15 protein-coding genes are annotated in these 12,944 nt (G+C 50.9%); 5 read left to right on the top strand and 10 right to left on the bottom strand.

Translation table 11 applies throughout. The annotated features are described in order from the left end of the window. Positions 1–12 precede the first annotated feature (12 nt). The 5 genes from cysC (at position 13) to BLW68_RS03615 (ending at position 3,826) form a co-directional block, all read left to right on the top strand. On the top strand, positions 13–612 hold the full coding sequence (gene cysC / locus BLW68_RS03640) for an adenylyl-sulfate kinase (protein ID WP_092790321.1): 600 nt from the start codon (positions 13–15) through the stop codon (positions 610–612). Between the two features lie 285 nt (positions 613–897). Beyond that, positions 898–1,659, top strand: coding sequence for a 3'(2'),5'-bisphosphate nucleotidase CysQ (gene cysQ, locus BLW68_RS03630; protein ID WP_092790317.1), 762 nt, complete (start codon positions 898–900; stop codon positions 1,657–1,659). Between the two features lie 45 nt (positions 1,660–1,704). Further along, complete coding sequence (rsuA, locus tag BLW68_RS03625; protein ID WP_092790315.1) at positions 1,705–2,400, top strand: 16S rRNA pseudouridine(516) synthase RsuA; 696 nt, start codon at positions 1,705–1,707, stop codon at positions 2,398–2,400. Positions 2,401–2,404: 4 nt separating this feature from the next. Next, positions 2,405–3,004, top strand: coding sequence for an START domain-containing protein (locus BLW68_RS03620; RefSeq protein ID WP_092790313.1), 600 nt, complete (start codon positions 2,405–2,407; stop codon positions 3,002–3,004). A gap of 231 nt (positions 3,005–3,235) precedes the next feature. Then, positions 3,236–3,826: a hypothetical protein gene (locus BLW68_RS03615; RefSeq protein WP_092790311.1), complete on the top strand. Its 591-nt coding sequence runs from the start codon at positions 3,236–3,238 to the stop codon at positions 3,824–3,826. Positions 3,827–3,865: 39 nt separating this feature from the next. Here BLW68_RS03615 and BLW68_RS03610 read toward each other — a convergent pair whose 3' ends face one another. The 10 genes from BLW68_RS03610 to BLW68_RS03565 form a co-directional block, all read right to left on the bottom strand. After that, positions 3,866–4,297: an excinuclease ABC subunit A gene (locus BLW68_RS03610; RefSeq protein ID WP_092790310.1), complete on the bottom strand. Its 432-nt coding sequence runs from the start codon at positions 4,295–4,297 to the stop codon at positions 3,866–3,868. Positions 4,298–4,363: 66 nt separating this feature from the next. Then, positions 4,364–5,593 carry a beta-ketoacyl-ACP synthase gene (locus tag BLW68_RS03605; protein ID WP_092790308.1) on the bottom strand — a complete coding sequence of 410 codons (1,230 nt, stop codon included), beginning with the start codon at positions 5,591–5,593 and terminating at the stop codon, positions 4,364–4,366. Next, positions 5,593–6,315 carry a 3-ketoacyl-ACP reductase FabG2 gene (locus tag BLW68_RS03600; RefSeq protein WP_092790306.1) on the bottom strand — a complete coding sequence of 241 codons (723 nt, stop codon included), beginning with the start codon at positions 6,313–6,315 and terminating at the stop codon, positions 5,593–5,595. Before BLW68_RS03600 ends, BLW68_RS03605 begins: the two co-directional genes overlap by 1 nt. 2 nt (positions 6,316–6,317) lie before the next feature. Then, entirely contained in the window at positions 6,318–6,770 is a 453-nt protein-coding gene (locus BLW68_RS03595) for a hotdog family protein (protein WP_092790304.1), read from the bottom strand. After that, positions 6,767–7,951, bottom strand: a complete 1,185-nt coding sequence (locus BLW68_RS03590) for a beta-ketoacyl-[acyl-carrier-protein] synthase family protein (RefSeq protein WP_092790302.1) — start codon at positions 7,949–7,951, stop codon at positions 6,767–6,769. Before BLW68_RS03590 ends, BLW68_RS03595 begins: the two co-directional genes overlap by 4 nt. Next, positions 7,948–8,535, bottom strand: coding sequence for a DUF3261 domain-containing protein (locus BLW68_RS03585; protein ID WP_092790300.1), 588 nt, complete (start codon positions 8,533–8,535; stop codon positions 7,948–7,950). The genes BLW68_RS03590 and BLW68_RS03585 overlap by 4 nt, the downstream gene beginning before the upstream one ends. Continuing rightward, complete coding sequence (locus BLW68_RS03580; RefSeq protein ID WP_092790298.1) at positions 8,517–9,758, bottom strand: NAD(P)/FAD-dependent oxidoreductase; 1,242 nt, start codon at positions 9,756–9,758, stop codon at positions 8,517–8,519. Before BLW68_RS03580 ends, BLW68_RS03585 begins: the two co-directional genes overlap by 19 nt. Beyond that, the gene (locus BLW68_RS03575; RefSeq protein WP_092790296.1) at positions 9,745–11,997 is read right to left on the bottom strand and encodes an MMPL family transporter; all 2,253 of its coding nucleotides are present in this window, start codon (positions 11,995–11,997) and stop codon (positions 9,745–9,747) included. Before BLW68_RS03575 ends, BLW68_RS03580 begins: the two co-directional genes overlap by 14 nt. A gap of 2 nt (positions 11,998–11,999) precedes the next feature. Further along, on the bottom strand, positions 12,000–12,536 hold the full coding sequence (locus tag BLW68_RS03570) for an outer membrane lipoprotein carrier protein LolA (protein ID WP_092790294.1): 537 nt from the start codon (positions 12,534–12,536) through the stop codon (positions 12,000–12,002). Then, entirely contained in the window at positions 12,533–12,943 is a 411-nt protein-coding gene (locus BLW68_RS03565) for an acyl-CoA thioesterase (RefSeq protein ID WP_092790292.1), read from the bottom strand. Before BLW68_RS03565 ends, BLW68_RS03570 begins: the two co-directional genes overlap by 4 nt. Position 12,944: the final 1 nt, after the last annotated feature.

The following is a 12,944-nucleotide window of genomic DNA, read 5'->3' as shown; positions in this document are numbered from 1 at the left end:
TGATGAAGAGCAATGACACATAACGATATTAAATGGCAACAGCATGATGTTAACGCCGCGCAGCGCCAGACTTTATTTGGCCACCAAAGTGCGGTGATCTGGTTTACCGGTTTATCCGGCTCGGGCAAATCCAGTGTGGCCAATGCTCTGGAGCAGGCTTTGGCCGCACAGGGTAAACATACCTATTTGCTTGATGGTGACAATGTACGCCACGGTTTATGTGCCGATTTAGGCTTTAGCGCCGAGGACAGAACTGAAAACCTGCGCCGTGTTGGCGCGGTGGCAGGCTTAATGGTGGATGCCGGCTTGCTGGTATTAAGCGCCTTTATTTCGCCGTACCGTAGTCAGCGCGAACTGGTAAAAAGCCTTATTCCGCCGGGAAAATTTATTGAAGTGCATATTGCCACCCCGTTGGAAGTATGCGAGCAGCGCGATGTAAAAGGCCTGTATAAAAAAGCCCGCGCCGGCGAAATCAGCCACTTTACCGGTATTTCTGACCCGTACGAAGCACCGCAGCAAGCCGATTTGGTGCTGGACACTTCGGTAACATCGCTGGAAGATAGCGTGCAACAGTTGCTGATATTGCTGAAGCAAAGACAAATTATAAACTGATGCCGGGACGTAGCGACAAGGTGTGCTTTCGCAGCAGCGGCAGGGATGCCGCGCAGACTGAGACAGCACAGGGATGTGCTGTTGAAGGCGGCGAAGAAAGTATTTCCTTGTCGCAACGTTTACAGTGGAGCGGACAGCTTCCACAGCTAACAGCACTCGGGGACGCCGTAAATATGTCCCTATAGGCTCCTCTCCGGCATCCTTGCCGGAGACGCCCCGCTTAGCTGTTAGCTGTCTTCGCCGGGGATACCGGTGTAATATCGGATAAAATAAAAGGACATCCGCATGAATTATTTGCCCGCCATTATCGATATTGCAGAACAAGCCGGTCAGGCGATCCTGGCGGTATACCAGCAAGACAACGCTGCCTTTAATATCACCGGCAAAGCCGATGACTCACCGCTGACAGCAGCCGATTTAGCTGCGCATCAACTCATTGTTAAGGCCTTAACTGCACTAACACCAGAGCTGCCGATTTTGTCAGAAGAGGCAGCTGATATCAGTTGGGGTATCCGCCAAAACTGGCAGCGTTACTGGCTGGTCGACCCGCTGGACGGCACCAAAGAGTTTATTAAGCGTAACGGCGAATTTACCGTCAATATCGCGCTGATTGATAATGGCGAACCGGTGCTGGGCGTAATTCATGCGCCGGTGCTGGCTAAAACTTATTATGCCGCCAAAGGCGAAGGCGCCTTTGTTAAAACCGCCGGCGAAACGCGCGCCATTCAGGTTGCCAAGCCTGGTGATACTGTTCGTGTAGTCGGCAGCCGCAGCCATCCCAGCCCCGATTTAGGCGGTTACCTGGCACAATTTTCACAGCACGAAATGGTGCCGGTGGGCAGCTCATTAAAGTTCTGTTTAGTGGCCGAAGGCAGCGCCGATGTCTATCCGCGCTTTGGCCCAACCATGCAGTGGGACACCGGCGCCGGCCATATTATCGCACTGGAAGCCGGTGCCACTGTCAGCTTTGATGGTATTGCCACTAAAGTGTATCAACGTGAAAACCTGCGTAACCCCAACTTTATCGTGTCGGCAGTTAACGACTAACTTTAGAAAATTCGTTACACTAAACGTAATTACTATGGGTGAATTATGCGTTTAGATAAATATATATGTGACTGCACCGGCTTAACCCGCAGTCAGGCCGGTAAAGTGATCCGGCAAAAATTAGTAACAATGAACGGCGAACTGGTAAAGCAAGCCGCGCTGCAGGTAAAAGACAGTGACGTGGTATGCCTTGATGGCGAGCCACTGCAGCTGATAGGCCTGCGCTACTTTATGTTGCACAAGCCGGATGGCTATATCTGTTCTACTGAAGACCCGGATCACCCAACGGTATTTACCTTAATGGACGAGCCGTTAATCGAGCGGCTGCACACCGTCGGCCGGCTCGATTTAGATACCACCGGCCTAGTGTTAATCACCGATGATGGTCAGTGGTCGCACCGTATCAGCAGCCCCAAACATCATGTGGCTAAAACCTACCGCGTCTGGACGGCCGACCCAATCCCTACAGCCGCGATTGCGCAATTTGCCGAAGGTGTAATGCTGCGTAATGAAAAAAACGCCACCTTACCGGCACAGCTGGAAATAGTCAGCGAAAATCAAGCGCTGCTTACCATCCACGAAGGCCGCTATCACCAGGTAAAGCGTATGTTTGCCGCAATTGGTAATAAGGTTGAGCGACTGCACCGCGAGAAAATCGGCGGCCTGCAGCTGCCGGATGATTTAGCTGAAGGCGAGTATCGTGAATTGAGCGCTGAGCAGTTGTTATTGCTCAAAGGATAAAGCGATGCGTTTTTTGCTGAGTTGGCTGGTGTATTTTTCTCTGGCAGTAACGGCTGATGCCGCCGAATGGCAGCAATATAAAACTGTAGGTGCAACCAGCGTTGAGTATCGTCACAATGCAGAGAAGCTGCTGGAAGTCAGAGTGCAAACCGAGGTCAATGCAACAACAGCAGCGTTCCTGCATGTGTTGGAAGACACCGCCAACATCAGTAAATGGGCGGCAAATACCGAAAAAGCGCAGCTGCTGGGCCAGCCGGATGCCAAAACTCATATAGTACATACTTATTTTTCGGCTATTTGGCCGGTATCGAAACGGGATATGGTGACACAATCGGTTTGGCAACAAGACGCCGGCAGCGGTGTACTGACGATGGTTGTTACTGATATGGGCCAGCATTTTCCTGCGGTTAAAGGTTATGTACGTATGCATCAGGTAAAGGGGCGTTGGACCTTAACCCCTCTGGCGGGTGGTCGCCTGACGCTCCAATATCAGGGCCAGGCAGACCCCGCCGGTAAGCTGCCGCACTTTATCGGTGATAAAGTGGCGTTAAAATCCGTTTTGAAAACATTTCAGCAGCTGCAGCAAGTACTGCCCGCCTATTAACGGCCTTAAACGGATTTGCAGAGTAGTCCCAGTTCATATTGAACAACATCTGCCGCAACATTACATCTTGCGTCGCAATTTTTATTCAAGTACATTTTGCTGGTGCTTACATGGCACTGGGTACCCAAGTTGTAAAGCAGGGATTGCTTTAATAAAGCCTTTCTTTTCACTTCTTCAATCTTGTATGGGTTGAACATCGTATCCATAATAAAAAACATAAAGGATATCAAAATGAATAAATTACACTTAATAACGGTATTGTTATGTGCTGGTCTGATGGCAGGTTGTACTATTAAACATCCGATTGCTAAAGATTATCCGCAGTATCTTTCTAATAATAAAGGCGAAGTTTTGCTACCAAAATCAACGCTGGAAGCCGATTATGAAATTGCGGCGGGCACAGAAACGCATCGTTATGAGTTCCGTGCTGCTACTGTAGGTTATGCTCATTTATGGATCGTTGAATTTGGTCACATGCTGGATGCGACGTTAAAATCAGATGATGTACAGATGTCATTTGGCAAGCTGACTAAAGTAAATGGATCGCAACAGAACCCAGGTTTACTGCGCTTCAACTTGGAAAATTATGAGTTTAAAGATCATATGGCCCATGTGACCTTAAATATTAGTTTGGAACAGAATGGCAAAACCGTACTGAATAAGACATATCATGCCAAAGGTAAATCACAGGGCGGCAAGATGTTTTTTGGTGGTCCTTTTGCGATGAAAAATGCAACGCAACAATCGACTAAATTTGCTATTGATGAAATTCTGCGGGACTTTATCAATGACAGCAAAGCTGTAGCTGTGGCAGGTCTTTAATTAATTCAAAAAATAAGGCGCCATTTCGGCGCCTTAATATCAAAACTTAACCAAATCGCCTTTTAATGCGACACCGGCCATAATAGCACCCGCTCCGCATTGGAACTCAGTGGCGCTGGTGAATTCTTTATTCTGATAGTTAGAGCGGATATTAACGACAGCATCATAACCGCGTTGCTGGGCGGCTTCCTGTAATACTTTCAGTGCAGACAACAACACCCACTGACATGCTTCTTCATCTGATTTGCCAAATGCATTGGTCTTGCGACTGGTAGTTACTTCACCCCAATTGCTACTGATAGCTGGATGGCTTTGACCGGCAAAGTATACCGGTACATTATGTAGCGCCTGATTAGCTTTGTCGGTACCGATAATTTTATCCAGTGGCAGGTTTAATACATCGTTTCTGGCTTCAGCAGTACCGCAAATCAGTGCTGCTGACAGTGCAACTAACATTATTTTTTTATTCATCTAAAGCTCCGTATTGTCTGAATTTCCATCTCAAAACTTACACCGACATATCGCGGCAGGCTGCTGTCAGCTATGCCAGCGTTTAAAAATCAGTGAGGTATTAATGCCACCAAAGGCAAAATTGTTACTCATTACATAGTCGGTATCCAGCGTGCGACCATTGGCGGTTATATAATCCAGCTCAGCGCAGGCCGGGTCCACTTCGGTCAGGTTCAGGGTTGGCGCATACCAGTTGTCGCGCAGCATCATAATACTGGCCCAGCTTTCTATTGCGCCACAGGCGCCAAGCGTATGGCCAAGATAGCTCTTTAACGAACTAATCACTTGTTGCCGGCCAAATACTCTTGCTGTGGCGTGGCTTTCGGCGATATCGCCTCTGTCGGTGGCAGTGCCATGCGCATTAACATAGCCTATGTAACCCGCGTCCAGTTCAGCATCGGCCAGTGCCAGCCGCATAGCGGTTTCCATAGTGGTGTCTGTTGGCTGGGTAACGTGCACGCCGTCAGAGTTTGAACCAAAGCCCACCACTTCAGCGTAAATTGTTGCACCGCGCGCCAGGGCATGCTCCAGTTCTTCCAGAATCAGCGTACCGGCACCTTCGCCAATGACCAGGCCATCGCGTGTTTTATCAAAAGGTCGTGGCGTTAACTCCGGTGTGCTGTTTTTGGTGCTGGTTGCGTAGAGGGTGTCAAATACTGCGGCTTCGGTTGCACACAGTTCTTCAGCACCACCGGCGACCATCAGCAGCTGCTTGCCGTATTTTATCGCTTCATAGGCATAACCAATACCTTGTGAGCCTGAGGTACAGGCCGAGCTGGTGGTATACACCCGGCCTTTGATGCCAAAAAATACGCCGACATTGACTGCTGTGGTATGCGCCATCATTTGAATATAGCTGGTGGCGGTGACGCCGGTCATGTCGCCGGTAGACATCATGCGGCCAAACGCCAGTACCGGCTCTGTACTGCCTGTAGACGAACCATAAGCAATGCCACAACGGCCATCACTTATTGCCGGGTGTTGCAGCAGACCTGCGTCACTCAGTGCCAGTTCGGTGGCGCGGGTGGCCATTAATGATACCCTGCCCATAGAGCGAACCAGTTTTCTCGGATAATGCGCTGGCCGGACAAAATCTGGCACCGGTGCGGCCAGCCGGGTTGTCATACTGCTGAACCTGTCCCAATCGGGCATGGTGCAAACGGCGTTACGGCCCTGCTGCAGCGCCTGTTTAAATTGTGGCCAGTTATCACCCAAAGCGGTAACGACAGACATACCGGTAACAACAACTCTTTTCATTAAACTAAACCACCGTTTACCGAAATCACCTGCCGTGTAATATAAGCTGCAGGCTCGGAAAACAAAAATGCTACCGTGGCGGCGACTTCGTCGGCAGTGCCGGCGCGGCGCAGCGGTATCATTTTCATCAGTTCTTCCTGCACCAGCTCTTGTACCATGTCGGTGTCTATCAGGCCGGGGGCCACACAATTAACTGTAATTTTACGCTTGGCCAGCTCCAGCGCCAACGCTTTGGTGGCACCGATTAAGCCGGCTTTGGATGCACTGTAATTTACCTGGCCACGGTTGCCGGCAATGCCGGATACTGACGCAATAGTCACAATGCGGCCCCCGCTGCGCAGTTGGATCATCGGCATAACAGCCGGATGCAGCACATTGTAAAAGCCATCAAGGTTGGTATGAATAACACTGTCCCAGTCGGCTTCGGTTAACGCCGGAAAAGCGCCGTCACGGGTAATGCCGGCGTTACATACCACGCCATAATAAGCACCGTGCTCTGCAATATCCTGCTCCAACGCGGCTTTGGCAGCTGCCCGGTTGGCTACATCAAATTGTAATAGCCAGGCTTGCTTACCCAACTGGCGTACCTGGGTTACCACGGCTTCAGCGCTGGCACGATCACTGCGACAGTGCACGGCAATATCAAAACCGGCTGCTGCCAACTGCAGCGCTATGGCTTTGCCGATACCACGGCCTGAGCCGGTAACTAATACTCTTCTCATTACTACTCCGTTAGCCAGGAACGATGATCATCCGGTTGAAATACATTTAGTTTGGCGTCAACTAACAGTTGGTGTTGCTGATAGATCTGGCAGTCAAATACACTGAGGCCTGAGCTATCTGTCACCATCTGTGTGGCCCTGACAGTTAACTCTGTACCTACTGCAAACACAGTGGTTGAAGGAACATATTTACGGCAGCCAAGGAAAAAGCCTATCTGCACTTTATCGCCGTCTGCCAGGTTATTGGCTCCGGCATAAGCTGCGATAGTTTGTGCCATGTATTCAAGCCCGACATAACTGGGAACGCCAGCCAGTGCGGCATCGTAAAACGGGCTTTGGGGGCTAATCTGCACGCGGCACAGCGCATGCGCGCTGTCAGCTTCAATAAATTCATTCAGCAATATCATCGGGTGCGCATGGGGCAGCACGTGCTCTATGCTGTAGCCAGTAATCATCTTGTTTTACCCAGTATCAATGCCACGTTGTTGCCACCAAATGCGAAAGAATTAGACAGGCAATAGCTTACTGCCTGTTGCTGGCCAATGCTAACCAAGGATAACACTGGCAAAGCAGGGTCTGCCTGACCGTCCCAGCAGTGCGGCACCAGATGTTGGCCGGTATTATAATCAGACAAGGTCAGCCAGCAAAGCGCTGCTTCAATAGCTCCAGCCGCACCCAGCGTGTGGCCGGTCATACTCTTACTGGAACTGGCAGCAACCTGCGTTAGCCCTAGCGTAGCCAGTGCTTTGCTTTCCATGCTGTCATTCAGAGGGGTGGCAGTACCATGCAGATTAATATAATCCAGTTGTGCTGGCGTAATACCCGCCTGCTGGCAAGCTTGTGTTATAGCGTTAATCGCCCCCAGGCCTTCAGGCTGTGGTGCCGACATATGATGAGCATCACTGCTTGCGCCGCTACCTAGCAAGGCAATACCAGAGGCATGCTTTTGCATCAGAAACAGTGCTGCACCTTCGCCGATGTTAATACCATCACGTTGCTGACTAAATGGTTGGCAGTGTGCAGCAGCAACCGATTCCAGTGCGGCAAAACCATTGAACGTAAGCTGGCAGAGTGAATCCACGCCACCCACAATTACTGCGTCTGCCAGGTCGGCCAGTAATAGGGTACGGGCACTTATCAGTGCGCGGGCACTGGAAGAGCAGGCGGTAGAAATGGCATAACAGGGGCCACTGACATCAGCCAGCCGGGCAATAAAGTTGGCCGGGGCCAGCATTTCCTGTATCTGGTAGTGGTAACCTTGTGGATAACATTGCTGCGCCATATAGTGCTGCATTGCGCGTTCACCCTCGGCAATACCAGAGGTACTGGTGCCGATAATCACAGCAATACGTGCTGCGCCATATTGCTGGCGTGCTGTTGCCACATCGTCGGCAATTTGCTGATACGCCAACGCAGCCAACTGGTTGTTACGGCTTTGGTAAGGCACTGGCCAGACGCTCAGATCGGGTAAAGCACCACTGACTTCGCCAGCTATTACTGTCTTGCCACTGGTGAGTAAATCATTACGCCAGCGCATACCCGCACGGCTACCGGTAATGGCATTGTGCCAGACCTGCGATTTGTTATTACCCAAAGCGCAGCACAAACCCAGCGCGGTTAGGCGTGCTACTGTCATGGTAAAAAATCCTGCTGTAAGGTAGTAATTTGCAGCTGATAGTGGCGGCCTTTTAACGTGATTGGCACCGCGGTGCTGATTTGAGCACTGTGGTGAATTTGCAATATCAGCTTGCCGCTGACATGGCTGATATGCCGCTCAGTGCCATTGTCTATCTCATGCTCTGTCAGCGTTAAACCTTGTAAGCGCGGTGTAACTACGTCGCTATCGAGCAGGGCTAACTGCATTTCAGCCAGCAGGCGCTTGGTAAACTCTGGCTGGTTAAATGGCGCTATGCCTGATAACGTTAGCTGATGTTGAGGCTGGTAATGCAGGCGCCACAGCTCTTGCCCAATGGGTGATAACGCCACCAGCAATATACTGTCTGCTGTTAGCAAAACACTGAGCACAAATTGCTGTTGCTGCTGTTCATCGCGCCAGCTTACCTGTTGCAGCAACTGTTGCGGCCGGCCCGGCCAGTTATCAAGCAATTGATAATAACCGCCATCCAGCATTACCCAGCCTTTTGCCGCTGGCGTGCGCCACTGTTGGCAGCCGCTAAGTAATAGCAGGCAAAGTGCCAGTATTAGTCCACGTCCAGACATAGTTCCCTTAATACATTTAAGCGCCGCTCTGGCTCTGCTACATAGGGGTTGGCCTGATCCCAGGCGTAACCGGCCAGAATAGCGCTAATCATGGCTGTTATCTTAGCCTGGCGTTTTTCGCTGAAAATAACATCCTGAAACCGGCCATCATACCAGGCGGTAACAAAGGTACGGAAAGTATCTATCCCCTTACGCAGCGGTTTACTGTACTGCGCCTCCCAATCCGGCGTGTCACCGTTTAGCTGCCGCAATACCAGTGGCACCGCCATGGCGGCAGAGCGCAGTGCTATAGTGACACCGGATGAAAACACCGGATCAAGAAATTCACCGGCGTTACCCAGCAGCGCAAAATTATTGCCATGCAAAGTACGTACGTTGGCTGAGTAACCTGTCAGTGTTTGTACCTCATTCACCGGTGTGGCCTGCGCCAGCAATTCTGCCAGTTCCGGTGTCTGGCGGATATGCTGCCAGAGATTGTCTGTTGCACTTAACGCACTGTCAAAACGCTGTTGTTTACCCACTACACCCAGGCTTGCTGTGCCGTCACTAAATGGGATCAGCCAGAACCAGACATCCGACAGGCTGGAATGTACGGTGATCAGGATTTTATTGCGGTCAAAACGCCCATCGCTGATGTTGTCACGTATATGACAAAAGCACGCCTGGCGTACCGGAAAATCGGAAGGTAGTTCCAGGTCCAGCAGCCGTGGTAACACCCGGCCAAAGCCGCTGGCGTCGAGGATAAAACCGGCGCTTAGCTGATACTGGCTGTTATTTTCATCACTTACTGTCAGCACGGCCTGCTGTGCTTGCAAATGATCACAGTGTTGTACTGTAACGCCATAGCGTATTTGCAACCCCTGCTCAGCGGCGGCATCGGCCAGTAGCTTATCAAAAGCAGCACGCTTTACCTGAAATGTAGTGCCAGGGCCGGGGCTGAATTTGTCGGTAAAATCAAAGGCAGTGCGGATATCATTTTTCAAAAATGCTGCGCCATTTTTAAACTGAAACCCCAGGCTTTCGGCCTGTTGCTGCAAGGCAGATGTCATACCGGCGGCGGTTAAAAACTCCATGCAGTGCGGCAGTAAGCTTTCACCAATGCTAAAGCGCGGAAAATGCTGTTTTTCCAAACACAGCACCCGCTTACCGGCTTGTGCCAGCATGGCACCAGCGCAACTGCCCGCCGGGCCGGCACCAATAATAATAACATCAAAGTGTTCCATGCTTGTCGCTCTCCTTTACGCTGATTACAGTTAACAACGGGGCCAGCAATGCTGCCAGTGCAACGCCACAAAACACGGTAAAACCAAAGCTGGCTACGGCAGGTGTCTGGCTGAAACTCAGTAAACCAAAAGCCAGACAACTGGTAACTGCCGATAACAGTACGGCCTGGTAAACATCGGCGCTGCTTAAGCGGGCAGTAAAGAACACACCGTAATCCAGTGCCAACGCCAGCACCAATAAGGCCGCTACCAGATTAAAAATATTCAGCTGTTGCTGTAAAAGCTGGCTAAGTAACAAAGCGCCGCCTACAGCAATCAGCAACATCAGTGTAATGGCACAGGCCGCTTTGATGCCGCGCCGCCATAGCAAAATAAGTAACGTAACAGCCAATGCCAGTAACAACCAGTGGCTTAGTTGGCTGCGCAGCTGAGCCAGCACCTGATTCGTATCGGCAATCGGGTCCAGCCAGTGTATTTGCGCCATGCTATTAAGCTGGGCCCGCTCGGTATCCGGTATGTTAACACCGCTGAGTAATATTACGCTGGCACTGTGCTGTTGCAGGCTGAATAACTGTTGTAGTAGTACTGAGTTAAAGTTGTCCGGTTGTAAGCGCTCTGGCCGTGGGGCAGGCGCAGCCAGTTGTAGCTGCGATAAATATTGCTGCACCGGTTCACTCTGATAAGCCAGTTGCAGTTGTTGCTGTAGTTGATCCTGCAGTTGCACCGAAGGCAGTTGTTGTGACAGCGCCTGCCAGCCTTTCAGCCAGCCTCGCTGCTGCCAGTGCTTAAGTAACGGCAGCAGTTGTTGTTCTTGCTGCAATACCTGCTCTGCGTTATCGGCCAGCACGACAATAAAACGACTATCCCACTGCTGCGAGCCCAAACTGCGCACCTGCTGTTCTTGTGCCAGTAAACTGGCAGGGCTTTGGTTAAATAAGCGTACGTCATCAACAAACCGCGCCTGGTTTAGCAGCAACAGACAAACCAGTGTGGCGAGCACCAGTGCGCCACTCCACACCTTTAAGGCGGAGGTGTTGTTATAGCGGCCGCTTATCTGTTCACAGCAGTGCAGTAAACTGGCGTTATTATGCAGGCTTTGTGGTGCCAGCCAGTAAGGAAATAACAGCCAGACACTGATGAAAGCCGCAGTTAAACCGGCACACATAAAAATTGCCACCTGATTTAACAGCGCAAAAGGCAGCACTGTCAGGGTAAGGTAACCCAGTAAAGTCGTCAGCAGACCCAGCGCCAGGCTTGGCAGCATGGCGAGAAAATAGCGCTGGCCTTTGTTGGCTGCCAACATGCCATGAAAGGAGTAATCTATCGCTATGCCAATTAACGTGGTGGCAAATACCAGAGCCAGCACATGAGGTTGCGGCACCAGTATCAATAAAGCTGCCAGCCCGCTCAGAGTGGCGCAGCCGAGCACCACAGCGGCAAGCAGTAAAGGTTTGATACTGTAAAAACTAACTCCTAACAGCAGCAAAATGGCCACTAATGATAAGCCACCGTAAAACTGCATTTCAAAGCTGGCGTTGTCGGCCGCATTAACGGCATGAAATAACACTCCGCTGCGCGCCAGCTGTAACTCTGGCTCCTGGTGCTGTAACTGTTGCAGTTGGTGTTCCAGGGCGGCGGCCAGTTTACCGGCGTCAGTGCGGTCAAAGGGATCTATACTCAGGCTGGCATGTAACAAAATAGCCGCGGACTCATTGCTTTCAAACCAGGCCTGGCGTGGTTGCAGGGCTGAAAAAGGCGCTTGTTGTTCGATATACTGCTGTGTTAATAGTAAAGGGTCATACTGCAATGCTTCTGCCAGCATCGGCGCCGGGCTAAGCAGGCGCTGCCAGGCGGCATCCACCAGTTGCTGGTATTGCCCGCTTTGTAATTGCGTTAATGCCGTAGGTGATGCCAGCAGAGCCTGATGCTGCTGGTATTGCTGTTGCAGTTGCTGCATTAAAGCACCAGGCTGATACCAGCTCAGGCCGGGCAGTGTTTGCTGTTGTAATTGCACAGCGGCCTGGCGCAGTTGTGGCAGCGGTTGGCCGGTTAATAACAAGCTCAGATGATGGCTGCTGCTGTTTTGCTGCATTAGCTGGTTTTGCCAGGGTGTGGTTGTGCCGGGCATAGCGGCAGTAATACTGCTGTTCCAGTGCCGTTGTGGCAGTTGCAGCAGCACATACAACAGCATCAGCGCCACGGCTGCCAGCCACAGTATCAACGTAAAGTTGCGGCGCATAGCTAGGGCGTGCCTGGCACAGGTTGCAGGCTGATATCAGTATGGTTACCATTCAGCTCAGTTAGGGTCAGCTGTTCCAGAGTGTGTTGCCCACACAGTTCAATCTGGCTGAACAGCTGGCTCAACGGAGGTTGTACCGGCTGTAATAGCAGGCAGTTATTTTGCCTCGTCTCCAGCTGAAAATGTGCCAGAATAAAGTCCTGCTGTTGCTGCAGTACTGCCAGCAGTAACTGGCCGACAAATTCACTGCCTGCAACGGCAACATATTGTTGCTGCTGCCACTGGCTGACACCCGCCGGGCTTATCAGCAATTTGCTATCTACCGGTGCTGTGGTATGCCACAGCAGCTTGTCGGCACTGATCTGCAAATAACCACTACTACGCAATGGTACCGGTAAACCCTGTACTGTTTTCAACTGGACAAAGTCCAGTTGCCCCTGCAATGGCGCAAACCGTAACAGAGAAGCCGCCTGATCTGCCACTACAACAGGTGGCAGCAACACGATCAGCAGTAGCACCAAAGCAATAAACCGGTTCATGGTTTTGGGTATCCGAGTTTTTCAAACAAGACCGATGGCGACTCAAAGCACATCTGCTGAGTGCTGATATCAATGGCCACCTGAGTAGTACTGGCTTTAGTCAGTTTTTTACCGGTTTCGAGGTCGGTGATCAGATAGCTGATTTTTAACCGGTTTTCCCATTCTTTCAGTGTTGCTACTATCTTGATTTTTCTGGCAAAACGGGCAGAGCCCACATATTTTACGGCTAAATCGACAATAGGCCACATATAGCCGGATTCAGACATCTGCGGATAATCGTAATTAAAGCTGCGTAGCAGTTCACAGCGTGCTACTTCCAGATATTTTACATAATGGCCGTGCCACACCACCTGCATGGCATCAACGTCGAAAAATGGCACATCAATGATCACTTCTGCCGTTTTCATG

Origin of the sequence: Rheinheimera pacifica (assembly GCF_900108485.1) — a bacterium.
Taxonomy (GTDB): Bacteria; Pseudomonadota; Gammaproteobacteria; order Enterobacterales; family Alteromonadaceae; genus Alishewanella; species Alishewanella pacifica.
This window is presented reverse-complemented; position numbering and strand designations above follow the sequence as displayed.

What these genes read in the sequence shown, in the direction of transcription:
- cysC (WP_092790321.1), top strand. Translation starts at nt 13, where the DNA reads ATGACACATAACGATATTAAATGGCAACAGCATGATGTTAACGCCGCG.
- cysQ (WP_092790317.1), top strand. Translation starts at nt 898, where the DNA reads ATGAATTATTTGCCCGCCATTATCGATATTGCAGAACAAGCCGGTCAG.
- rsuA (WP_092790315.1), top strand. Translation starts at nt 1,705, where the DNA reads ATGCGTTTAGATAAATATATATGTGACTGCACCGGCTTAACCCGCAGT.
- BLW68_RS03620 (WP_092790313.1), top strand. Translation starts at nt 2,405, where the DNA reads ATGCGTTTTTTGCTGAGTTGGCTGGTGTATTTTTCTCTGGCAGTAACG.
- BLW68_RS03615 (WP_092790311.1), top strand. Translation starts at nt 3,236, where the DNA reads ATGAATAAATTACACTTAATAACGGTATTGTTATGTGCTGGTCTGATG.
- BLW68_RS03610 (WP_092790310.1), bottom strand. Translation starts at nt 4,297, where the DNA reads ATGAATAAAAAAATAATGTTAGTTGCACTGTCAGCAGCACTGATTTGC.
- BLW68_RS03605 (WP_092790308.1), bottom strand. Translation starts at nt 5,593, where the DNA reads ATGAAAAGAGTTGTTGTTACCGGTATGTCTGTCGTTACCGCTTTGGGT.
- BLW68_RS03600 (WP_092790306.1), bottom strand. Translation starts at nt 6,315, where the DNA reads ATGAGAAGAGTATTAGTTACCGGCTCAGGCCGTGGTATCGGCAAAGCC.
- BLW68_RS03595 (WP_092790304.1), bottom strand. Translation starts at nt 6,770, where the DNA reads ATGATTACTGGCTACAGCATAGAGCACGTGCTGCCCCATGCGCACCCG.
- BLW68_RS03590 (WP_092790302.1), bottom strand. Translation starts at nt 7,951, where the DNA reads ATGACAGTAGCACGCCTAACCGCGCTGGGTTTGTGCTGCGCTTTGGGT.
- BLW68_RS03585 (WP_092790300.1), bottom strand. Translation starts at nt 8,535, where the DNA reads ATGTCTGGACGTGGACTAATACTGGCACTTTGCCTGCTATTACTTAGC.
- BLW68_RS03580 (WP_092790298.1), bottom strand. Translation starts at nt 9,758, where the DNA reads ATGGAACACTTTGATGTTATTATTATTGGTGCCGGCCCGGCGGGCAGT.
- BLW68_RS03575 (WP_092790296.1), bottom strand. Translation starts at nt 11,997, where the DNA reads ATGCGCCGCAACTTTACGTTGATACTGTGGCTGGCAGCCGTGGCGCTG.
- BLW68_RS03570 (WP_092790294.1), bottom strand. Translation starts at nt 12,536, where the DNA reads ATGAACCGGTTTATTGCTTTGGTGCTACTGCTGATCGTGTTGCTGCCA.
- BLW68_RS03565 (WP_092790292.1), bottom strand. Translation starts at nt 12,943, where the DNA reads ATGAAAACGGCAGAAGTGATCATTGATGTGCCATTTTTCGACGTTGAT.